General features: G+C 73.1%; 19 protein-coding genes. 10 read left to right on the top strand and 9 right to left on the bottom strand.

Features of this window, described 5'->3' with window-relative positions; translation table 11 throughout:
* The first annotated feature begins 116 nt into the window (after positions 1 to 116).
* The gene (locus NDW01_RS14625) at positions 117 to 761 is read left to right on the top strand and encodes an SDR family NAD(P)-dependent oxidoreductase (RefSeq protein WP_252820806.1); all 645 of its coding nucleotides are present in this window, start codon (positions 117 to 119) and stop codon (positions 759 to 761) included.
* Between the two features lie 162 nt (positions 762 to 923).
* Positions 924 to 1,694 carry a serine protease gene (locus tag NDW01_RS14620; RefSeq protein WP_252820804.1) on the top strand — a complete coding sequence of 257 codons (771 nt, stop codon included), beginning with the start codon at positions 924 to 926 and terminating at the stop codon, positions 1,692 to 1,694.
* Between the two features lie 67 nt (positions 1,695 to 1,761).
* On the opposite strand, the gene NDW01_RS14615 is transcribed toward NDW01_RS14620, so the two are convergent.
* From NDW01_RS14615 to pdhA, 3 genes are all read right to left on the bottom strand, one after another.
* Entirely contained in the window at positions 1,762 to 2,082 is a 321-nt protein-coding gene (locus NDW01_RS14615; RefSeq protein WP_252820802.1) for a GroES family chaperonin, read from the bottom strand.
* Between the two features lie 121 nt (positions 2,083 to 2,203).
* On the bottom strand, positions 2,204 to 2,437 hold the full coding sequence (locus NDW01_RS14610; protein WP_252820801.1) for a hypothetical protein: 234 nt from the start codon (positions 2,435 to 2,437) through the stop codon (positions 2,204 to 2,206).
* 178 nt (positions 2,438 to 2,615) lie between these two features.
* Positions 2,616 to 3,695 carry a pyruvate dehydrogenase (acetyl-transferring) E1 component subunit alpha gene (gene pdhA / locus NDW01_RS14605; RefSeq protein WP_252820799.1) on the bottom strand — a complete coding sequence of 360 codons (1,080 nt, stop codon included), beginning with the start codon at positions 3,693 to 3,695 and terminating at the stop codon, positions 2,616 to 2,618.
* Positions 3,696 to 3,943: 248 nt separating this feature from the next.
* Between pdhA and NDW01_RS14600 the strand changes: the two genes are divergently transcribed.
* Positions 3,944 to 5,413: a selenium-binding family protein gene (locus tag NDW01_RS14600; RefSeq protein WP_252820798.1), complete on the top strand. Its 1,470-nt coding sequence runs from the start codon at positions 3,944 to 3,946 to the stop codon at positions 5,411 to 5,413.
* A gap of 2 nt (positions 5,414 to 5,415) precedes the next feature.
* Complete coding sequence (locus NDW01_RS14595; protein WP_252821439.1) at positions 5,416 to 6,054, top strand: hypothetical protein; 639 nt, start codon at positions 5,416 to 5,418, stop codon at positions 6,052 to 6,054.
* A 3-nt stretch (positions 6,055 to 6,057) separates the two neighbouring features.
* Here NDW01_RS14595 and mgrA read toward each other — a convergent pair whose 3' ends face one another.
* Positions 6,058 to 7,083 carry an L-glyceraldehyde 3-phosphate reductase gene (gene mgrA / locus NDW01_RS14590; RefSeq protein ID WP_252820797.1) on the bottom strand — a complete coding sequence of 342 codons (1,026 nt, stop codon included), beginning with the start codon at positions 7,081 to 7,083 and terminating at the stop codon, positions 6,058 to 6,060.
* A 298-nt stretch (positions 7,084 to 7,381) separates the two neighbouring features.
* Between mgrA and NDW01_RS14585 the strand changes: the two genes are divergently transcribed.
* The gene (locus NDW01_RS14585) at positions 7,382 to 9,955 is read left to right on the top strand and encodes a hypothetical protein (protein ID WP_252820795.1); all 2,574 of its coding nucleotides are present in this window, start codon (positions 7,382 to 7,384) and stop codon (positions 9,953 to 9,955) included.
* Between the two features lie 158 nt (positions 9,956 to 10,113).
* Positions 10,114 to 10,719 (top strand): Uma2 family endonuclease, encoded by a 606-nt coding sequence (locus tag NDW01_RS14580; RefSeq protein WP_252821437.1) that lies wholly within the window; start codon positions 10,114 to 10,116, stop codon positions 10,717 to 10,719.
* On the opposite strand, the gene NDW01_RS14575 is transcribed toward NDW01_RS14580, so the two are convergent.
* Positions 10,716 to 11,687 (bottom strand): LacI family DNA-binding transcriptional regulator, encoded by a 972-nt coding sequence (locus tag NDW01_RS14575; protein WP_252820793.1) that lies wholly within the window; start codon positions 11,685 to 11,687, stop codon positions 10,716 to 10,718. The two genes, NDW01_RS14580 and NDW01_RS14575, sit on opposite strands and share 4 nt — an antisense overlap.
* A gap of 77 nt (positions 11,688 to 11,764) precedes the next feature.
* Here NDW01_RS14575 and NDW01_RS14570 point away from each other — a divergent pair, with 77 nt between their 5' ends.
* Positions 11,765 to 12,979: an MFS transporter gene (locus tag NDW01_RS14570; protein ID WP_252820791.1), complete on the top strand. Its 1,215-nt coding sequence runs from the start codon at positions 11,765 to 11,767 to the stop codon at positions 12,977 to 12,979.
* A gap of 6 nt (positions 12,980 to 12,985) precedes the next feature.
* Here the strand turns inward: NDW01_RS14570 and NDW01_RS14565 are convergent, their stop codons facing one another.
* The gene (locus NDW01_RS14565) at positions 12,986 to 14,335 is read right to left on the bottom strand and encodes a chloride channel protein (protein WP_252820789.1); all 1,350 of its coding nucleotides are present in this window, start codon (positions 14,333 to 14,335) and stop codon (positions 12,986 to 12,988) included.
* A 179-nt stretch (positions 14,336 to 14,514) separates the two neighbouring features.
* Between NDW01_RS14565 and NDW01_RS14560 the strand changes: the two genes are divergently transcribed.
* The gene (locus NDW01_RS14560) at positions 14,515 to 15,054 is read left to right on the top strand and encodes a hypothetical protein (protein ID WP_252820787.1); all 540 of its coding nucleotides are present in this window, start codon (positions 14,515 to 14,517) and stop codon (positions 15,052 to 15,054) included.
* A 401-nt stretch (positions 15,055 to 15,455) separates the two neighbouring features.
* Here NDW01_RS14560 and cpt read toward each other — a convergent pair whose 3' ends face one another.
* On the bottom strand, positions 15,456 to 15,989 hold the full coding sequence (gene cpt, locus NDW01_RS14555) for a chloramphenicol phosphotransferase CPT (protein WP_252820785.1): 534 nt from the start codon (positions 15,987 to 15,989) through the stop codon (positions 15,456 to 15,458).
* A gap of 146 nt (positions 15,990 to 16,135) precedes the next feature.
* On the opposite strand from cpt, the gene NDW01_RS14550 reads away from it, so the two are divergent.
* Entirely contained in the window at positions 16,136 to 17,224 is a 1,089-nt protein-coding gene (locus NDW01_RS14550; protein WP_252820783.1) for an NAD(P)/FAD-dependent oxidoreductase, read from the top strand.
* A gap of 47 nt (positions 17,225 to 17,271) precedes the next feature.
* Here NDW01_RS14550 and NDW01_RS14545 read toward each other — a convergent pair whose 3' ends face one another.
* Complete coding sequence (locus tag NDW01_RS14545; protein ID WP_252820781.1) at positions 17,272 to 17,751, bottom strand: MarR family winged helix-turn-helix transcriptional regulator; 480 nt, start codon at positions 17,749 to 17,751, stop codon at positions 17,272 to 17,274.
* 68 nt (positions 17,752 to 17,819) lie between these two features.
* Here NDW01_RS14545 and NDW01_RS14540 point away from each other — a divergent pair, with 68 nt between their 5' ends.
* Positions 17,820 to 18,716, top strand: coding sequence for an LLM class flavin-dependent oxidoreductase (locus NDW01_RS14540; protein WP_252820779.1), 897 nt, complete (start codon positions 17,820 to 17,822; stop codon positions 18,714 to 18,716).
* On the opposite strand, the gene NDW01_RS14535 is transcribed toward NDW01_RS14540, so the two are convergent.
* Positions 18,674 to 21,688, bottom strand: coding sequence for an AAA family ATPase (locus NDW01_RS14535; protein WP_252820777.1), 3,015 nt, complete (start codon positions 21,686 to 21,688; stop codon positions 18,674 to 18,676). The two genes, NDW01_RS14540 and NDW01_RS14535, sit on opposite strands and share 43 nt — an antisense overlap.
* Between the last annotated feature and the right edge of the window lie 38 nt (positions 21,689 to 21,726).

The raw sequence follows: 21,726 nt of genomic DNA, 5'->3' as shown, positions 1-21,726 counted from the left end.
GGCGCCCGTCGGTACGCCCCCGGCGGGGCGCCCACGTCGGTGGGCCCGCGCCGAGGCGCCCACGTCGGTACGCCGACGGCAAGATCGGTGAATCGGGTGGCGGATACCCTGAGGCCATGCCCACTGCCCTCATCACCGGCGCCACCTCGGGGATCGGCGCGGCGTTCGCCCGGCGGCTCGCCGCGGACGGCTTCCATCTGATCCTGCTCGCCCGCGACGGGGAGCGGCTGGCCCGCACCGCCGAGGACTGCGGCAACGCCGGCTTCGGGAACAAGGGGCGTTTCCTGGAGGTGCCTCTCGAGGACGAACTGACGATGCTGCGCGTGCACTGCGAGGCGGTGCTGCGGCTGACGTACGCGGCCCTGCCGGGCATGCGGGAGCGCGGCCGGGGCGGCGTCATCAACGTCGCCTCGGTGGCCGCGTTCTTCTCGCGCGGCACGTACGGGGCGTCGAAGGCGTGGGTGGTGGGGTTCAGCCAGGGCGTCGCCGCGGACGTCCCGGGCGTCCACGTCATGGCTCTGTGCCCCGGTTTCGTGCACACCGAGTTCCACGACCGGGCGAGGATGAACGTCTCGCGCATCCCGGAGCCCCTCTGGCTGGACGCCGACCGTGTCGTCGCGGACGCGCTGCGCGACCTCCGGCGGGGTGTCACGGTCAGCGTGCCCGGCGCGCAGTACAAGGCCCTGGTCGGGCTCGGCAAGCTGATTCCCCGAAATCTCGCGGGACGTCTCTCCTCGCGCACCGGCCGCCGATACGACTGAACCGGCCGCGGCCGTCGCCCGCCGACCCCGGATCACGCGCCAGTCCAGCCGCTCCGGGGTCGATGCGCCGAGTCGCGGCCGCCCCCCGGCCCGCCGATGCCCCTCGCGCGACGGGCCCGGTGCCGTTAGGTTTTCAGGCGGACCGAACGGAGGTGTCCCCCCATGCCCCTGTTCCCGCGCCGCACCGCGGCGGTCGCGTTGTCGGCCCTGGCCCTGTGCGCCGGCCTGACGGCGCCCCCGGCGAACGCCGTCGTCGGCGGATCGCCCGCCGCCCCGCCGCCGTGGCTCGCGGCGATCGGCACTCCGGCGTTCCTGATCAGGCCGTCCGGGCAGTTCTGCGGCGGCGCTCTCGTCGCGCCCGACAAGGTCGTGACGGCCGCGCACTGCGTCAACTTCCTGCGCCAGGTGCCGGGTCTGCTCAGCGCCGTCTTCGGCCGCGCCGACCTGACGAAGAAGGACGGCGAGAGCGTCCAGGTCAAGAAGATCTGGGTGAACCCCGGCTTCCACGAGACGTCGTTCCAGGGCGAGACGGTCGAGCACGACGACGTCGCGCTCCTCACGCTCACCCGGCCCGTGAGCCGCCTGCCCGTTCCGCTGATCGGCTCGTACGGCGCGTATCCGCCGGGGGCCGAGGCCCGGGTGCTCGGCTGGGGCACGACCTCGGAGCGGGACCTGTTCAACGCACGGCTCCGCGAGGCGACCGTGCCGATCGTCTCGGACACGCGGTGCGCGTCGGCGTACGGCCACGCCTTCGACGCCAAGGGCATGGTGTGCGCGGGTTCGCCGCAGGCCGACACGTGCCAGTTCGACAGCGGAGGCCCGCTCATCCTGCAGGGCCGGCTCGCCGGTCTGACCTCCTGGGCGTACGGCTGCGCGCGTCCGGGCTATCCGGGCGTCTACACCCGCCTGTCGGCCTACACGCTGCCCCGCTGACGCGGGCCCCGGCGCATCGCCGGGTGAACGGGCCCGGCACGCCGCCGGGTGACGGGCCGGGCGAAGGTCAGAGGTAGAGGCCGGTGCCGTACTCGGGGCGCTCGTTGGCGACGGCGTGCAGGTCGCGCTCGCGCATCACGAGGTACTGCTCACCCTGCACCTCGACCTGGTACTGGTCCTCGTCGTGGTACAGCACCATGTCGCCGACCTTGACGCTGCGCACGTTGTGACCGACTCCGCAGACCTCGCCCCACACCAGCCGGTTGGACTGCTCTGCGGTCGCGGGGATCACGATGCCTCCGCTGCTGCGGCGCTCTCCCGACTCCTTCTCGGGGCGCACCATGACGCGGTCGTGCAGCATCTGTATCTCGAACTTGGGCTCGGCCACAGTCGGGATTCTACCGAGATGGCACCCTGTGTTCCGTCCCGGCCGGAGACGACGGCCGGGCAGGACGGCACCACGGCGCCCCGGGGCGAGGTCTCCCCGGGCTCACCGCAAAGATCCAGGATCAGGCCTGGTCGGCGGCGAGCCGTTCGAGCAGGGCGATCGCCGCCTGGCGTACGTCGGCCGGGACGACGCCGTCCAGGACGGTCCGCGCCTGCGCGAAGTCACGGGTGGTCGCGCACGTGACGGCGACGGATCCGGCGGCGGCCTTCTCCAGCGATCCGGCCGGCGCGCGGTCGGCCAGATCCCGCGCGTGCTCGGCGAGATCGAGGTTGTCTTTGGTACTCGGGCTGCTCAACGGTTCTCCTTGGAGTGGCGGCGGTGCGGGCCGTCGTCGGCACGGTCACCACCGCGGATGCCGAGACGCAAAAAATCGTAGACGAACGGTCCGCGCGCGGCGGCATCCCCCTCCCCCGGACCGGTGGACCGGCCGGCGGCGCGCCCGCCACGTGCGGCGTTCGGCACCATCATTCCCGTCAGTCGGCGAACGTGTCGAGGTAGGCGAGGAAGGCCGCCCGTTCTTCGGCCAGTTGCGCGTGGGCGTCGGCGTACACGTGATCGAACATCTCGCGCGGGTCCGGGTCGGGCAGCGCCCGGCACTCCGCGCGGACCCGCGCCCCGAGCTCGTCCGCCTCGGCGTCGAGTGCCGTGAAGAAGTCCTCGCCGGCCAGCTCGTTCTTGGTCAGGTAGAGGCGGAGCCGCTCGATCGGGTCCTTCAGCCGCCACTCCTCGACCTCGGCGTCGGCCCGGTAGCGCTTCGGGTCGTCGGAGCTGGTGTGCGCGCTCATCCGGTAGGTGTCGGCCTCGATGAGCGTCGGTCCCTCACCGGCCCGCGCCCGCTCCAGCGCCGTGCGGGCCACGGCGAGGGAGGCGAACACGTCGTTGCCGTCGACCCGCACGCCGGGGAACCCGAAGCCCGCCGCCCGGCGGTAGATGGGCACCCGGGCCTGCGTCTCCGTCGGCGCGGAGATCGCCCAGTGGTTGTTCTGGCAGAGGAAGACGACGGGCGCGTTCTGCGCGGCCGCCCACACGAACGCCTCGTTCACGTCGCCCTGGCTGGTCGCGCCGTCACCGAAGCAGGCCAGCACCGCCTCCGCCGCCCCGTCGCGCTGCACGCCCATGGCGTAGCCGACGGCCTGGAGCGTGTGCGCGCCGATGACCAGCGTGTACCCGGCCATCCGGAACTTCTCGGCGTCCCAGCCGCTGTAGGAGGTGCACCGCCACAGCTCCAGGAGGTTGGCCGGCGGGATCCCCCTGCAGTAGGCGAAGCCGTGCTCGCGGTAGCTCGGGAAGACGAAGTCCTCCGGCCGCAGGGCGCGGGCGGTGCCGATCTGCGCCGCCTCCTGCCCGAGGAGCGGCGCCCACAGGCCCAGCTCGCCCTGCCGCTGCAACGCCATCGCCTCGAGGTCGAGCCGTCGCACGAGCGTCATGTCGCGGAACAGGGCCCGGGCCTCCTCCGCGCTGATCTCGAAGGGATATCCGGGATGGTCGATCCGCTCCCCCTCGGGGGTGAGCAGCTGCACGAGGTCGGTCACACGATCTGATTTTGCCAGCATCGAGTGCGGTGTCTGGTCACCCGGGTACCCCAGCGCCTCTGGAGTCCCATCCGGCCCGATGCTCGGGACGCGTCGCTCCGGCCGCGCCGGCGCCACGGCCCCGGGCCGGAGGTCCGGCAGCCAGCACCAATGCCGGTTTCGGGCGCCGCCGTAATCCCCATTGATTCAATAGGGAACTTGGGACAGGATGAATCCGTAAGAGCGCCTGCACGGTGAGTGACGACACCACCGTCCGAAGGAGCGTTGACATGGCTCTGTGGAGACCGGACCCGACCTTCTATCCGTCCCCCCGGGAAGCGGTGAACGCCCCGCCCGAGACGCTCGCGTACATCGCGGCGTTCGACCGGTCGGCCCGGCGGCCCGACGCGATCGCCGTCGTCGACGTCGACCCGGACTCCACCTCGTACGGCTCCGTGGTCGGCTGGACGGACCTGCCCCACACCGGCGACGAGCTGCACCACTTCGGGTGGAACGCCTGCAGCAGCGCCCTGTGCCCCAACGCCCCGCACCCCCACGTCGAGCGGCGCTACCTCGTCGTGCCGGGCCTGCGCTCCTCCCGGATCCACATCCTGGACGTCAAGGACGACCCCCTCAAACCGTCGATCGTCAAGGTGATCGAGCCGGAGGAGCTGGCCGGCCGCGCCGGGTACTCCCGGCCGCACACGGTCCACTGCGGACCCGACGGGCTGTACGTCTCCGCGCTCGGCGGTGCGAACGGGCCGGGAGGTCGGTCGGGGTCGGTTGGTCGGGAAGGAAGCGACGGGCCCGGCGGGATCGCGGTGCTCGACCACGACTCGTTCGAGGTCGTGGGGGCCTGGGAGGCGGACCGAGGACCGCAGCACCTCGCGTACGACTTCTGGTGGCACCTCACGCAGGACGTCATGGTCACCTCCGAGTGGGGCACGCCGTCGATGATCGAGGACGGCGTGAACGCCGAGCTGCTGCTCGGCCGCAAGTACGGCCACGCCCTGCATTTCTGGGACCTGCGCAAGCGCCGCCACGTCCAGACGGTCGACCTCGGCGACGAGCACCAGATGGTCCTGGAGCTGCGCCCCGCACATGACCCGACGAAGACCTACGGCTTCGCCGGCGTCGTCGTCAGCGTCGAGGACCTGTCCGCCTCGGTCTGGATGTGGTACCGCGAGGACGGCGAGTTCAAGGCCCGCAAGGTCATCACCATTCCCGCCGAGCCCGCTGTCTCACCCCGACCGACCGGCCCCGACCGACCTCCCGGTGCCGCGGATCTGCCGCCGGTGATCGCGCCGTTCGGCGCGGTGCCGCCGCTCGTCACCGACATCGACCTGTCGGTGGACGACCGTTACCTCTACGTTTCCTGCTGGGGCACCGGCGAGCTCAAGCGGTACGACGTGTCCGACCCCTTCCACCCGGTCGAGGCCGGATCGGTGCGGATCGGCGGGATCGTGCGCCGCACCCCGCACCCGGCGGCACCCGATCTTCCGCTCGCCGGCGGCCCGCAGATGGTCGAGGTCAGCCGCGACGGCCGGCGCGTCTACGTCACGAACTCGCTGTACGGCTCCTGGGACGACCAGTTCTACCCGGACGGCGTCGGCGCCTGGGCCGCGAAGATCGACTCGGGTGACGGCTTCACCATCGACGAGAGGTTCTTCCCGCACGGCGACGACTTCCGCGGGCTGCGCCCGCATCAGACCCGCCTCCAGGGCGGAGACGCGTCCTCCGACTCGTACTGCTACCCATGACCATGAACGACGGTTCGCTCGTGGCGCTGGTCGCTCTCGGCGCCTTCCACGGGCTGAACCCCGGCATGGGCTGGCTGTTCGCCGTGGCCCGTGGCCTGCAGGAGCGGTCCCGTGCCCTGGTCCTGCAGTCGCTGCCGGCGATCGCGGCCGGGCACGCCGCGTCGGTGTTCCTGGTCGCGGCCGTCGTCACGGTCACGGGATCGGTGCTGACCTCCCGGATCGTGTCGATCGGCGGCGGGGCCGTGCTGGTCGGATTCGGGCTGTGGCGGCTGCTGTCCAGCCGGCACTTCCGGTGGGTGGGCATGCGGCTGACGCTCTGGCAGCTCGCCTGCTGGTCGTTCCTGATGTCGTCGGCGCACGGGGCCGGGCTCATGCTGCTGCCCGTGCTGACCCACGGCGCGGTGACCGTGCCCGGCCACTCCCACGGGATGGCGTCGGGCGCGGGCAGCGCGGTGACGGCGGCGATCTTCGTGACGGGCGTGCACACGCTCGCCATGTTCGTCGTCGCCGGCACGATCGCCGTGATCGTGTACGAGGTCGTCGGCCTGGCGATCCTGCGCCGCGCCTGGTTCAACCTCGACCGGCTGTGGGCGGCCGCGCTCATCGGCGCGGGCGCGGCCACCCTGCTCATCGCCGTGTGAAGATCAGTGGGCGCTGGAGGCGGCCCAGAGGTTGATGCCGGCCTCGACCGCGTCACGGTCGATCGCGGCGAGTTCCTCAGCGCTGAAGTCCAGGTTCTTCAGCGCGCCGAGGCTGTCCTCCAGCTGCGCCACGCTGCTCGCCCCGATGAGGGCGGACGTGACCCGCTGGTCGCGCAGCGTCCAGGCGATGGCCATCTGGGCCAGCGTCTGGCCGCGTTCCTCGGCCATCTCGTTCAGCGTGCGGACGTGCTTGAGGGTCTGCTCGGTGAGCAGGTCCGGGGACAGCGACTTGTCCTGGCTGGCCCGCGAGCCCTCGGGGATGCCGTGCAGGTACTTGTCGGTCAGCATGCCCTGCGCCAGCGGCGAGAACGCGATGCAGCCGACCCCCTCCTGTTCGAGGGTGTCCAGCAGGCCGCCCTCGATCCAGCGGTTCAGCATGGAGTACGACGGCTGGTGGATCAGCAGCGGGGTGCCCATCTCGCGCAGGATCGCGGCGGCCTCGGCGGTGCGCTCCGGCGAGTAGGAGGAGATGCCGGCGTACAGCGCCTTGCCCGACCGCACGGCGTGGTCGAGCGCGCCCATCGTCTCCTCGAGGGGCGTCTCCGGGTCGAACCGGTGGCTGTAGAAGATGTCGACGTAGTCCACGCCCATCCGGGCGAGCGACTGGTCCAGGCTGGCGAGCAGGTACTTCCGCGACCCCCACTCGCCGTACGGCCCGGGCCACATGTCATAGCCCGCCTTGGTCGACAGCACGAGCTCATCGCGGTACGGCCGGAAGTCCTCCCGGAAGATCCGCCCGAAGTTGGTCTCCGCCGACCCGTACGGCGGGCCGTAGTTGTTCGCCAGGTCGAAGTGGGTCACGCCCAGGTCGAACGCGCGGCGCAGGATCGCCCGCTGCGTCTCCAGCGGCTTGTCGTCTCCGAAGTTGTGCCATAGCCCCAGGGAGACGGCGGGCAGCTTCAGCCCGCTGCGCCCCGTCCGGCGGTAGGGGATCTGGTCATATCTGTTCTCGGCGGCCAGGTAACTCATGGTTCGCAAGTCTGCACCCTCGGTCCGGCCCTCCGAAGACCGAGGTCGGCCGAACCCGCAGCTCCGCCCGCCCGGCCCGCACGAGACGACGGTGAGTCAGCGAACGAGGCAGGCCTGCACCCGCTGGTTCGTACGGCCGGCGTTCCCGTTCACACACAGAGCGTCGGGCGGGCCGGTCCCGGCGGCCGTCCGGCGCCGGTGCCCGGATTGGCCGATCGTGGCCTGCTTCGACACCTTCCGCGTAGATCAACGCGGCTCTAGGCTCCGCGTGGCCCTGATCTTGCGTGGAAGGTCCCTGATGCGACAAAGACGTCTGCTCATCTCCCTCGCTGCAGCCGCGGCGCTCGTCGGCGGGGCGGTTCCCGCGCTCGCCGCGCCGTCGACGAAGCCGACCCCGCCCGCGTCGGCGCGGCGTCAGTTCGACGCCAACCACCGCCTGCAGAAGACGCGCGAGCGCGCCGCCGCCACGGACCGGGAGGCCGAGTCCGGCAGCGAGGTGCTCGAGGGCAGCGCCCAGTGGTCGGAGGCCCGGACCTCCCCCGGGCTCCAGGTCCCCGGCGCCGCGCTCGGCGAGGCGGCCGCGCAGGCCGGCCGGCTGCCGGTCCGCGGTGGCGCCTGGTCGCAGGTGACGACGGGACCGTACGACAACGACGCCGCCGGGTACGCCGACCCGGTCTGGTCGAACTACGGCGCGGGCTGGGGCCTGGTGTCCGGCCGGAACACCGCGCTCGCGACCGACGGCGGGTGGCTGTACGCCGGGTTCGCCGACGGCGGCGTGTGGACCTCCCGCGACGGCGGCCGGCACTGGAGCCCGACCTTCCAGCACGAGGTGACGTCCTCCATCGGCGCGCTCTGGGTCGACCCGTCGGACCATTCGCTGTGGGTCGGCACCGGCGAGGCCAACACGAGCTCCGACTCGTACGCGGGTCAGGGCGTCTGGCGCTCCACCGACCACGGCCGTACGTTCCGGCAGGTCGGTGGGGCCGAGCTGCGCAACAGCCTGATCTTCTCCATCACCGCGAGCGACCGCTACGTCTTCGCGGCGACCAGCCGGGGCCTGTGGCGCCGCGACCGCCGGGATCCGGCCGGCACGCCCTGGAGCCTGGTCCTCAAGCCGGACCCGAACCCGACCGACTCGCCGTACCAGACGTCGTTCATCACCGACGTGGCGGTCCGGCCCGGCAGCGGCGGGCAGAGCGTCCTCGCCGTCCTCGGCTGGCGCGGCGGATCCGACTACAACGGCTTCTACCTGTCGGGCAGGGGCGGGGCGGCGGGCAGCTTCACCCGGATCACCCCGGCCGGCCTGGACAACTCCGACATCGGCCGGACGAGTCTGTCCTACACCCCCAAGGGTGACGCCCTGTACGCGGTGATCCAGTCGCCGGACTACACCAACGACGGACCGCCCGCCCCCGCGCAGAGCACCGCGCTGAAGGGCGTGTACAAGTCGGCGAACGGCGACCCGAACGGCCCCTGGACGCAGGTCGCCGACGCGGCCGTGCTCGCGCGGTCGGGCTCCGCGCTGAGCTTCCCCTCGACGTACGAGCCTGGCATCCAGGCCTGGTACGACGAGTACATCAGGGTCGATCCCGCCGACCCGAACCACGTCTACCTCGGTCTGGAGGAGGTCTTCGAGACCCGTGACGGCGGGCGGACCTGGCACGCCATCGCCCCGTACTGGAACCTCGTCCCGCAGTGCTACACGCCGGGCGGGCCGGACAAATGCCCCTTCACGACCCACCCCGACCAGCACGGCATCGCCATCGGCGGCGACGGCACGCTGTACGTCGGCAACGACGGCGGCGTGTGGTCGCGGCCGACGTCCCTGGGCACCGTCGCGGGGTGGCGGGACCTGAACCGTGACCTGCACACCCTGCAGTACTACTACGCCGAGACCGGCCGCGACCCGCAGGGCGGCACCGGGATCTGGGGCGGGCTGCAGGACAACGGCACCAGCCTCCTGCCGGGCCGCTCCCCGAAGATGGTGTCCCCGTTCGGCGGTGACGGCGGGGACGTGCTGGTCGACCCGGGCGACTCCGACCGCGCCGCGGTGGAGTACACCGACGCCTCGATCGCGGTCACCGTCAACGGCGGGCGCTCGGACGGCACCACGCCGTCGTTCCGGCTGATCTCCCCCGCCTGCGAGTGGAACCCGGACCTCCCCGGCTGCGACCCGAGCCCCCGGTTCATCGCGCCGTTCGAGCACGACGCGGCCGACCTGAACCACTGGATCACCGGCGGCCGGTATGTATGGGAGTCGACGAAGGGCTTCGACACGACCTGCTCCGGAGCGACCTGTGACTGGAAGCCGGTCTTCGACGCCGGCGACGGCAGCTCGATCACGGCCGTGGAGACGAATCACGGGGTGAGCTACGCGGGCTGGTGCGGGCCCTGCAACCCGCTCGACGACGAGGGCACCGGGTTCGTCCGCGGCCTGGCCACGAACTACGGCGGCACCTGGCACACGATCAACGCGCCGAACCTGCCGAACCGGTACGTCGCGGCGATCACCACCGATCCGGCCGACCCGGCCCACGTCTACGTCGTCTTCAGCGGCTACTCGCGCCACTGGATCCCGAACGCGGGCGTCGGCCACGTCTTCGAGTCGAGGAACGGCGGCGCCACCTGGACCGACATCAGCGGCAACCTGCCCGACGTGCCCGGTGACGACCTGGTCGTGTGGCAGGGACACCTCGTCCTCGCCACCGACCACCTGGTCTACGTCGCCGACACCCGGACGCCGGCCCGCTGGTCGCGGCTGGGCCGCGGCCTGCCGCACGCCGTCGCCGCCGACCTGTCGCTCTCCCCGTCGGGCTCCGCCCTCCTGGTCGCCACCCACGGCCGCGGCCTCTGGCGCCTGACCCATCTCTGACCCCGTCCCGTCTCCGACCGGGCCCGTGCCCTTCACCGGGCACGGGCCCGGTCGCCATATCCCCGGCGAGCCGCCCTGCGGGAGAATGAGGTGAGGACGGCAAGCCGGTTACGGAAAAGATTCGAATGAGCACGCATCGCGACGGGAATCGATCCACCATGCACGACGTGACCAGCGCACTGGAGTACTGGCCGTCCCCACCCCCGTGGGGATGGAGCGCCGACGACATGGACCACCTGCCCTCCGAGGGTCCGAACGGCGAACCCGACTTCTTCAAGCACGTCGAGCTCATCGATGGAGCCCTCGTCTTCCTGTCCCCCCGGAAACGCTTCCATGAGCGGGTGATCCGCGGGCTGACGAACAGCCTCAACGCCCAGGTCCCGGATCACCTCACCGCATTGTTGGAAATGGACGTCAAGCTCGGGAGCCGTACGCGGCCATGCCCGGACGTGCTCGTGATCGACGCCGCGGCGGCGGACGACATGGACCGGACGTTCTACACGCCCGACGAGGTGCATCTGGTCGTCGAGGTGGTGTCACCCGAGTCGGAGGAGCGGGACCGGAGGCTCAAGCCGGCGCGGTACGCCGAGGCCGGAATCGCGCACTTCTGGCGCGTCGAGGACAACGGCGGTCGGCCGGTCGTCTATGTGTACGAGCTGGACCCGGCGACCAGGACGTACGCCGTGACGGGCATCCACCACGGCAAACTCAGCGTGCCCGTGCCGTTCCCGATCGACATCGACCTGGACGACCTGCCGCGTTAGGACCCTGCCGGCGGGGCGGTGGAGCGGCGGGCGATGAGCTCGCCGGGCAGGGAGACGCCGGACGGGCGGTGGTCGTCGAGGACTTCGAGGAGCGCGGTCATGGCCGCGGCGCCCAGTTGTTCGGCGGGCAGCCGGACGGTGGTGAGCTCCGGTTCGAGGGCGGTGGCCAGCAGGACGTCGTCGAAGCCGGTGACGGACAGGTCGCCGGGGATGTCCAGACCGAGCGCGCGGGCGGCCTTGTACGCGCCCGCGGCGATCACGTCGTCGTCGCAGACGAGCGCCGAGGGACGGTCCGGCCGGTCCAGCAGGTCGAGGGCGGCCTGCCGGGCGGCCGCAACGTCGATCGCGGTGGTCCGGCGGACGAGGGCACCGGGGAACGCGTCGGCGAGCGCCTCGCCGCGTACGCGGAAGGTCCAGGCGTCGACGGCGGCGGCCAGGTGGCCGATCCGGCGGTGGCCGAGCGCGGCCAGGTGACCGGCGATGGCGCGCATCCCCCCGGCGACGTCGAAGTTGATGGTCGGCGCCGGAGCGGCCGGGTCGCTGTCCATCAGGACGACGGGCAGGTCGCCGAAGTCGGTGACGCCGCCGACGATGGACGAGGCGAGGACGCCCTCGATGGCCTGGGTGTCGACCTGGCTGCGCGCCGGGCCGGCGTCGTCGGGCCAGGGATGGACGATGAGGCCGAAGCCGCGGGCGGCGGCGACCTCGGCGGCGCCCGCGTAGATGGGGCCGAAGACCGGGCCGGTGAGCGTCGGGACGACCAGCAGCACCGTGCGGGTCCGGCCGAGCCGGAGGTTACGGGCGGCGAGGTTGGGGCGGTAGCCGAGGCGCCGCGCGGCCTCGTGCACCGCCTGCCGCGTCTCGGGCTTGACCCTGCCCTCGGCCTTCCCGGCCAGCACGATCGAGACCGTCGACTGGGACACCCCGGCGGCCCGGGCGACGTCTCTGCTGGTCGGTCTCTTGTCCACGGCAAAAAGATTAGACCTGCGAACCGATCGGTGATACGTATGACGGAAGCCTCCGTAATACGTATGACAAGGATCCGATGCGCGTCTACCTCGACTTTCTGCGCAAGCCGTACGCCGCCCGGCTGCTCGGCGGCACGCTCCTCGGCCGGCTGCCGAACGGCATGGCCGCGCTCGCGATCGTGCTGTTCGTCCGCGCGCACGGCGGCGGATACACCCTCTCCGGCGTGCTGTCGGCGGTGAACGGCCTCGCGGTGGCGGCGGGCCAGCCGGTGCTCGGTCGGGCGATGGACCGTTACGGCCAGCCCAGGATCCTGGCCTCGGCGGCGACGGCGTCGGCGGCGGGGTTCGCGCTGCTCGCCGCGTTCGGCGGGCGATCGCCGGTGGTCGCGACCGCCGCGGTCGTCCTGGCCGGCTTCGCGATGCCGCCGCTGGAGGCGGGCCTGCGGGCGCTCTGGCCCTCCGTCCTGAACGGCCCCGCCGAGGTCCAGGCCGCGTACGCCCTGGATGCCGCCGCCCAGGAACTGCTGTTCACGGTCGGCCCCCTGCTCGTGGTCGCCGCCGCGATCGTCTCGACGGAGACGGCGCTGCTCCTCACCGGCGCCCTCGGCATCGCGGGAACGCTCGTGGTCACGACCTCCCGGCCCTCGCGCGTGTGGCGCGGCGAGCCGGGCGGCGGGCACTGGGCCGGTCCGCTGCGCTCTCCCGGGATGCGCGTCCTGATCGCCTCTCTGAGCTGCGTGGGCGTGTCGCTCGGCGTGTTCAGCGTCGCGGCGGTCGCGTACGCCGACGCGCGCCACACCTCGTACGCCTCGGGGCTGCTGCTGGCGCTGATGTCCGGGGGCGCGCTGATCGGCGGGATCACGTACGGGCTGCGGCCCCGCACCGGGCCGGCGTACCGGCGGCTGGTGCTGTTGATGGCGTGCCTCGCTGCGGGTTACGTCCCGCTGACGTGGGCGCCGGGGTTCCCGGTGATGCCGGTGCTGGCGATCGTCAGTGGCCTGTTCCTCGCGCCGGTGCTGGCGTGCGTTTTCACGCTGGTCGACGACCTCGCGCCGCGCGGCACCGTGACGGAGGCGTTCGCCTGGCTGGTGACGGCGTTCGCGGTCGGCAGTTCGGCGGGGGCCGCCCTCGCCGGCCTGGCGGGTGACGCGGGCGGCGTCCACGCGGCCTTCGCGGTGGCCGGCGCGGGCGGGGTCCTCGCCTTCCTGGTCATCCTCCTCGCCGGCCCGGCCGGCGGCCTGGCGGCCGCCGCGGTCCATGAGCCCGAGGTCGCCGGCCCGGTCAGCCGCTAGGGGGCGTCACTGGGCGGGGAGTCGTACGGAGTAGATCGACGGGCTGTTCAGGTACCGGGACATCAGGGTGGCGCCGGTCACGGCGAACAGCAGGGGGACCATGAGGCCGTCGATGTTGCGGGTCAGTTCCAGGATGAGGACCACCGCGGCGATGGGCGCCTGCATGGCCGCGGCGAGCATGGCGGCCGCGCCGATGAGCGCGTAGCCCACGGGGGCCGCCGGCCACAGGTGGGACCAGCCGTCGCCGACCAGCGTGCCGAGCACGGCACCGGTCGCCATGGTCGGGGTGAACAGGCCGCCGCTCGCGCCGCTGCCCAGGCTGGCCGTCGTGGCCAGAGGCTTCAGGACGAGCAGCGCGGCGGCCATCGGAGCGGCGAGGCTCGCGTCCATCGTCAGCTGGACGATCCCCTTGCCGTTGCCCAGCACCTGCGGATAGGGGATCGCGAGGACGCCCACGACGGTGAAGATCAGCAGCGGCGCCACGAGCAGGGCCCGGCCCTGCGGCCGGTTGCGGTGCGCGATCGCGATCAGGCGGGTGTAGCCGGTCGCGGCGAGTCCCGCGATCGGTCCCAGCAGGGCCGCGAAGACGGTGAGCGAGGCGCTCCAGTGGAGCTGGCCGACCTGGTAGGTCGTGGCGTTCGGCAGCGCCACCCACGCGACCGCGGTCGCGATGCACGAACTCGCCACCGCGGGCAGCACCAGGCGCAGCGAGAACGTCCCCAGCATGACCTCCAGCGTCAGCAGCGCCCCGCCCAGCGGAACGTTGTAGACGCAGGCCATCCCCGCGCCGGCCCCGCAGGCCGCCAGGAGCCGGCGATGCGCGCTGGTCATCCCGGCCCAGTCCGAGAACCGGCCGGCCAGCGCCGCTCCCCACTGGCGCGGGGCGCCCTCCCGGCCCAGGGAGGCGCCCATTCCCACGATCACGATGGACAGCAGCCCGGTGGCCAGGGTGGGGATGAGCGGCATCCGGCCCTCCCGCCGCCACAACGCGGCGCTGACCTCCGTACCGCCGGACCCGAACCGCCGCCGCAGGCACCACCAGCCCAGCCCCGCGATCGCTCCGGCGACCGCGAGCGCCACGACCCGGCGTTCCGGGTCGGAACGCTCCACCGCGGCCAGGAACGGCCCCGAGTGATAGCCGTAGGTCAGATGGGAGGTGAGGTGCAGCACCTCCATGAGCGCCGCCCCGGCCAGTCCGGTCACCACGCCGACGGCGGCGACCAGCAGCCACATCCGCACCGACAGGCGCGGCACGTCGGCCGGGGGGATCAGGTTCGGCTGGTCGACGCCGGATCGCTCCGCCGACCTGTCGGCGGAGCCGTTGTCCTCCTGCCGGTCGTCCACGTCGGGCCGCATCACGCGGACGCGCGGTGTCCGCTCAACGGCTCACGCCGACGTACGGGGACGTCATCGCCCCTGTGCCGCTGATCCATGGTCGACCGGTACCCCTCCGTGTCTGGGCGAACTCAGCTGTGAGCCTAAACGGAGGGTCCGACCGCCCTTTCGGCGGGGCCGAAGCTCGATAATGTGTCCATGTGATCGAGTCCGCCGGGTCGGCGAAGTCCCGCCACCTGGTCGTCCACGACTACGGAATGGGCGGGCTCTGGTGGTGGATCCGGGCCGCGTCGGCCCAGCAGATCGTCGACACCTGCGCCGAGGTCGAGGTGGTCACCGACCCGGAGACCGTCGCGCGGGCCGAGACGTGGTCCCTCGACGAGCTCGACATCGACGCGCTGTCGGCGGATCCCGCCCTGGCGGCACTCCGCGACAAGCGAGACGGGCACCGGCATCGGCCCGGGTTCGGAGCCCTGGCCGGCCGGGACCGCGTCCACCTCGACATGCCGGGCGAGGATGGGGAGGACAGCCGATACCTGGTGGAGTTCGGCCCCGACGGGCGGTGGCTCCGCCAGGTGGAGCTCACCGGCGACGGCCGCGGAATCAGGACCGACTCCGCGAACTGGCCGATCAACCCGCCCATCGACCTCTACGACCCGCAGTACGCCGCCATGGAGATCGACGCCTCGGCCTTCGAGGACGCCTGGGACCGAGCGCTGCCCGATCCCGGCGACCACTGAGTCGCGCTACGAAGGTCCGCCGGCCGGCCGCGCCGGAGGATCCGCCTGTGGCGTCCGCCTCCGCTGCGACTCCGCCATCGCCGTCGTGCCGCCGTCTTCGTCTCCTTGCCGTTGTTGCGGCCTCGTCGCCGTCGGCGGTGACGGCTCGATGACCGGTTTGCCGGGCCTGCCACGTCACCACCGGCGTCAAAGCGGCTCATCGATCCGGTCGGGACTCCGCCGATCGGGCAGGACGGTCTGCACGACCCCATGGGGTCACCGCCCGCCTCCGGGGAGACGGGTTCAACGCTCGGGGGAACTCGCCTTGCGGGTGGTTCATCCCGGGAGCAGGCCCACCGGCTGACACGGGACGAATCCTCGCGTGAGTGGACGCACTGCTTCCCCCGGGCTCGGCAAGCCGTTCATCGCACGTAGGCGGCGATCGCCCGGGCGCATTCCAGGGCCTCGGTCGTGGTCGTGTCCACCCGCAGGTCGTAGACGACGCCCCGATGGACGATCTCGGCCTGGGACGCCGCCATGCCGATGACCCGATCGCCCCGCGCGATCTCGCGGCCCGCGGCTACCGCGGTCTCGCACCAGACCCCGACCCAGCGCGTTTCGAGCGCGCCGAGCGCCTTCTTCCAACGCTCCTGGGAGTCCGCGCCGCCGAGGAAGACCTCGTCGACGATGATCCGGGCGCCGGCTCGCGCCATTGCGGCCACGCCCTCGATCCACGCAGCCTCCAGCGCGCGGAACTCCGGCCCGACGACGACCGCTCCGTCCGCGGCGAGCTCGAGCCCCGCGGCCGGCGTCCGCGGAGACGCGGGCATCGCCTGGATCAGCGTGTCCACGCCGAGGGCGAGCCAGGGGTCCGGCAGGACGGCCTGCAGACACCGGGCGATCCCGGACTTGCCCGCACTGGACCCGCCGTTGAGCACGATCACCTGAGTCGTCACCGCGCCACGGTAGCGGCACGCCGACGGCTCCGGCCACGCATTTCTCGCCCACCAGACCGAAACAGGGAACGCATGGCTTTACAGTTCGTCGAGCGAACTATATGGTTCGTGCTACGAACTTGATCTCCATCGGGAGTTGAGAAGGCATGAGTCGTACCGTCGTGGTCATCGGTGGTGGTTATGGGGGTTCCGCGGTCGCCAAGGCGCTGGACGCGGAGACCGACGTCGTACTGGTCGAGCCGAAGGACGCGTTCGTCCACGCCGCCGGGTCGCTGCGCGCGCTCGTGCAGCCGGACTGGGCGCGCAACATCTTCTTCCCGTACGACCGGCTGCTGCGGCGGGGCAGGGTCGTCCGCGATCGCGCGGTCTCCGTGGATCCGGAGGGCGTCACCCTGGCCTCGGGAGGACGCGTCGACGCGGACTACCTGGTCCTCGCCTCCGGATCCGGCTATCCCTATCCCGCCAAGACGGAGACCGACTCCGCGGACGAGGCACTGGAGCGACTCCGGGCCACGCACAAGGAGCTCTCCGGGGCCGCGCGGGTGCTGATCGCGGGCGCGGGGCCCGTCGGGCTGGAGCTGTCCGGCGAGATCAAGGCGGTCTGGCCGGACAAGCAGGTGACCATCGTCGACCCGGCCGAGGAGCTGGTCCCGGGATTCGCGGCGGAGATGCGCGCGGACCTGCACCGCCAGCTCGACGCGCTGGGTGTGGACCTGCGGCTGGGCACCGCCCTCACGGGCGAACCGCCGGTCGCACCCGGCCGGGCGGAGACCTTCACGGTGGGCAGCACCGGCGGCGAGATCTCCGCGGACATCTGGTTCCGCGCCCACGGCGTCCGCGTCAACACCGGCTATCTCCGCGACGGCCTGGCCACGGCGCTCACGCCCCAGGGCCGGGTCCGGGTGGCCGAGACCCTCACCGTCGACGGCCACGAGCACGTCTACGCGCTCGGCGACATCACCGACCTCGCCGAGGCGAAGATGGCCGGGTACGCGATGCGGCACGCCGAAGTCGTCGCCGCGAACATCCTCGCGCAGGTGCGCGGCGAGCGTCCCACGGCCGTCTACCGGCCGTCGCCGATTCCCGCGATCATCCTGCCGCTCGGCCCGAACGGCGGCGTCGGCCAGTTCCCCTCTCCGGAGGGGCCGACGCTCCTGCCCACCGAGGCGGTCGCGGAGCACAAGGGCCGGGACCTGTTCACCGGCCGCTTCACGGAGCTGTTCGGCCTCGCCTGATGCGCCGCCCGCCGGCACGGGCGGCACGGACCGGGCGTTCGGGCCGCTCAGCGCCCGTGCGCCGCGGCCTCCTCGTCCGGCTCCACGAAGACCACCGGCACCTGGTTGTCCAGCACCACGCGGCCGAGGAGGTCGGCGAGCAGGCGGCGCTCGTCGTCGCCGAGGCCGGCCGGCAGATCCTCGACCCGCCGGCAGGTCTCGTCGTAGAACTCCTCGACGAGCTCGGCACCCTCGGGGGTGAGCGCGATGCGGACCGCGCGCCCGTCCTCCGGGTCCGGCTCACGGCGGACGAGACCGCGCTGGGCGGTACGGTCGACCAGGCCCGTGAGACTGGACTTCGCCAGCCCCAGCATCGCGCCGAGCTCGCTCATCCCGTACGGCTGCGGCATCAGCACGCACAGCAGCTGTCCCTGCTGCGGGGTCAGCCCGTATTTCCGGCTCGACGCGGCGTACACGGCGTTCACGAGGAACGACGAACGCACCAGCGCGGCGACGACTGACATCTGCTGTCCCTGGTCCTTTGCCATTCCCTTAGAGTACGCGAACAGCGACGTTCGCAGTACGAACTACACCTTCAGAAAGAGAGACTTCGAAGATGCCGGAAAGCACGATCAGATTCGGGCTCGGGGTCAGTACCGCGCTGGACGAGGCGGCCGAGACGCTGCGGCTCACCGCCGAGGCGGACCGTCTGGGGCTCGATCTGTTCACGGTGTCCGACCACCCGTACTTCGGCGACCGGCTGGACGCCTACTCGATCGTCGGGATCGTGCTCGGCGGGACGACGCGGATCGCGGGCATGGTGAACGTCACGAACCTGCCGACCCGGCCGGCTCCGATGCTGGCGCGCGCGGTGACGTCGCTGTCGGCGCTGTCCGGCGGCCGCGTGGTGCTCGGGATGGGCGCGGGCGGTTCCTGGGGCGACATCGCCAGGATGGGCGTGGAAAGGATCGCGCCCGCCGACGCGGTCCGGGCGTTCGAGGAGGCGATCAACCTCGTACGGGCGCTGTGCGGCGGCGGCGAGCCGGTGACCTTCGACGGGGAGTTCTACCAGGTCACGAAGCTCGAACCCGCTCCGGTCCCCGCCCCGCCGATCTGGACCGGCTCGGTCGGGCCCAGGTCGCTGGCCGTCACCGGCCGGGTCGCGGACGGGTGGATCCCCGGGCACGCGGCGGACTGGCTCAGCGACCGGTACCGGAGGTCCCGCCCGATCATCGACGAGGCGGCGGCCGCCGCCGGGCGGGATCCCCGCGACGTCGCCACGATCTACAACCTGCCGGGCCGCATCACACGCGATCCGCTCCCGGCCACGCGGGACGGCGACGGGCGCTGGATCGGCGGCTCGGCCGGGCAGTGGGTGGAGGAGCTGACCGGCGCCGTGCTGGACCACGGCGCGGGCGGCTTCACGCTCTTCCCGGTCGGCCCGGTGGACGCCGCGCTCGGACCGTGGGCTCAGGAGATCGTGCCGGCGGTCCGCGAGGCCGTGGCGTCCTGACCGGCGCCGGCGATGGCGAGGGTCGAGCCGGTGCGGGTCTTGCGGACCCGGAGTTGGGTGGGGATGCGGGTGCGCAGCTCGGCGACGTGACTGACGATGCCGACCGCGCGGCCACCGTCGCGCAGGCCGTCGAGGACGTCCATCACCTCGTCGAGGGTCTCCTCGTCGAGCGTGCCGAACCCCTCGTCGACGAACAGCGTGCCGATCTCCGCGCCGCCCGCCTCGTCGGTCACCACGTCGGCCAGGCCGAGGGCCAGGGCGAGCGAGGCCATGAACGTCTCCCCGCCCGACAGCGTGGCCGGGTCGCGGTGCTGCCCCGTCCAGCCGTCGATGACGCGCAGCCCCAGACCGCCGGTGCCGTGGCGGCCCCGCTCCCCCGCCGCGCGCTCGACGGTGTGCTCGAGGACGTACCGGGACTGGGACATGCGGGCCAGGCGGTGGTTGGCGCGCGCGACGACCTGCTCCAGCCGGGCGGCCAGGACGTACGCCGACAGCCGCATCCGCGCGGTGTTCACGGCCGGGTCGCCGGACGCGAGCGCGGCCATCCGGGACACGAGCTCGTGGTGCTCCGCGGCAGGGCGCCAGGCGGCGGCGTGCCGCCGCAGCTCGGCCGCGAGCGCGGCGAGCCGGTCACGGCGGTGCCGGGCGCGGTCGCGCGCCGACACGACGGCCTGGTGGGCCTGGTCGGCGTCGGCGAGCTCGGCCTCGAGGGCGCCCAGGTCGGGTGGCGGCTCGGCGGCGGCCGCGGCCAGGTCCGGGTCGTTCAGGAGGGCCGTGACCCTGGCCTCCTCGTCGTCGTGGGCCTTGGCACGCCGCGTCAGCTCCTCGTGCGCCGCGTCGTCCAGGGTGGCGGAGCGTACGGCCTCGACCGAGGGGAAGCCCTCCGCCTCGGCGGCGTCGACGGCCTCACGCTCCGCGGCCTCTGCGTCGTCGACGGCCGCGCGGAGCCGCTCGATCGCGGCGGCGGTGTCACGGAGCAGGTCGGCCTCGGCCCCGAGCCGCCGGATCCGCGCCTCCAGGGTCGGGTCATCGCCGCGCGCGTCGTCGAGGCCGGAGCGCAGGCGGAGCGACTCGGCCGTGAGGGCGACGCGCTGCGCGCGGTTCTCCGCGAGCGCGGCCCTGACCTCCTCCTGCCGGTCGCGGGCCTCCTCGTACTCGGCGTCGACCTGCCGGAGCTCCTCCTCCAGCCGCTCGACGTCGGCCTCGGCGGCCGTGAGACCGGTCAGCTCCTCCCGGGCCGCGGCGAGGGCGGCGCGCAGGTCATCGGTGACCTCATCGCCGGCGTCCCTGGCCGCCGCGGCGTGCTCGGCCCGGAGCTCGGCGAGGCGCGCGGCGATCCGCTCCCGATCCTCCCGTGCCTGTTCGTACGCGGCCTGGGCCGCCGCCTCGACCTCCCCGTCCGGGAGGTCCCGGTCCGAGGTCGCGGGCGCGGGATGGTCGGTGGAGCCGCAGACGGCGCAGGGCTCGCCGGGCGTCAGTTCGCGGGCGAGCCAGGCGGCCATGCCGTCCAGCCTCGCCTGGCGGATCTCCTGGTACGCCTCACGGGCCGTCTGGGCGGCGTCGGTGGCGGCGCGGTGGTCCTCCTCGGCCTCCGCGAGCGCCGTGACCAGCGCGTCGCGTCGTTCCGCGGCCTCCAGCCGTCGCCGGGCGGCGTCGACGGCGGCCTCGGCCACGGGCCGGGCGGCGAGGCGGGAGCGGGTCTGCTCCAGCTGCCCGGCGAGGGTCTGGCGGTAGCGCGGGGAGTCGGTGAGGAAGAGGGACAGCTCGGCCTCGCGGGCGTCGAGGTCCTGTCCCTCGGACTCGGCCCGCTTGAGGTCCCGGCCGAGGCCGGCGAGCCGCCGCTCGTCGTCGCGGCGCTGTTCGAGGACGGCGGCCTCGTCCCGGCGGGCGCGCTCCTCCTTGCGCATGACGTCGGCGTCGGCGGTGTCGGGGACGAGCCTGGTCACGGCGTCCCGCTGCCGGGCGACCACGGTCGCGGCCTGCTCACGGCGGGCGGCGCGGGCCTCGGCGGCGTGCAGCATCGGGAGGACGCGGCGGGCCCGCTCGGCGTCGCGCAGCGCGCCGGCCAGCGCGGCCCGCTCGCCGGCCCGCTCGGCCAGCGCCGCGGCGCCGGCCTCGGCGGCGGCGCGCCGGGCCCGCCGGCCGGCGAGGGCGCGGCCCCGCTCCGCGGCGGCCCGTGCCGCTGACAGCACGCCCGCGGCGGCCGCCACCCGGTCCTCGGCGGCCGCGCGGACGTCGTCCATGTGGGCCGACAGCTCGACCGTCCACGCGGCGAGCGCGTCGGGGTCGAGGTCGGGCCGCTCGCCGCCGGCCGCCTCGGCCGCGCGGTCGGCGATGGACGCGGCGGCGGCGCGCAGGGACTCGGCCTCGCGCCCGGTCTCCTGGCGTTTCTCGCGCAGCCACTTCTCGACGTCGGTGAAGATCTCGGTGGCGAACAGCCGCTCCAGGACGGTGCGCCGCTTCTCGGCGTCGGCGCGCAGGAACGCCGCGAAGTCGCCCTGTGGCAGCAGCACCACCTGGCAGAACTGCTCGGCGGACATGCCGAGCAGATCCCCGATCAGCTGTCCCGCCTCGTCGAACCGGGTGGACAGGGCCGCCCACTCACCGGCGCGCCACTCCTGGAGCAGGACCTTGGCCTTCTCCTCCGTGGTGCCGGTGCCGCGCAGCTTCGGCCGGTCCCAGCGCGGGGACCGCGCGATCCGGAACCGGCGGCCGCGGATCGTCACCTCGCAGACGACCTCCGGCGAGCGGTCGGGCGGCGCGTGATGGCTGCGGAGGTTCTTCGCGTCGTTGCGCACGCTCGGCACCCGCCCGTACAGCGCGAAGCAGACCGCGTCGAGCACGCTGGTCTTGCCCGCGCCGGTCGGGCCGTTGATGAGGAACAGCCCCGCGTCGGACAGCGCGTCGAAGTCGATCCGCTCGGTGCCGGCGAACGGCCCGAACGCGGTGATCGTCAGGTGGTGCAGCCTCACCGGGCCACCTCCCGCCGGAAACTCACCGGGCGGGCACG

This window comes from Actinoallomurus soli, assembly GCF_024055715.1.
GTDB classification, from domain to species: Bacteria; Actinomycetota; Actinomycetes; order Streptosporangiales; family Streptosporangiaceae; genus Actinoallomurus; species Actinoallomurus soli.
Note: the sequence above shows the minus strand (reverse complement) of the source record. Positions and strands in the feature narration are given on the sequence as shown.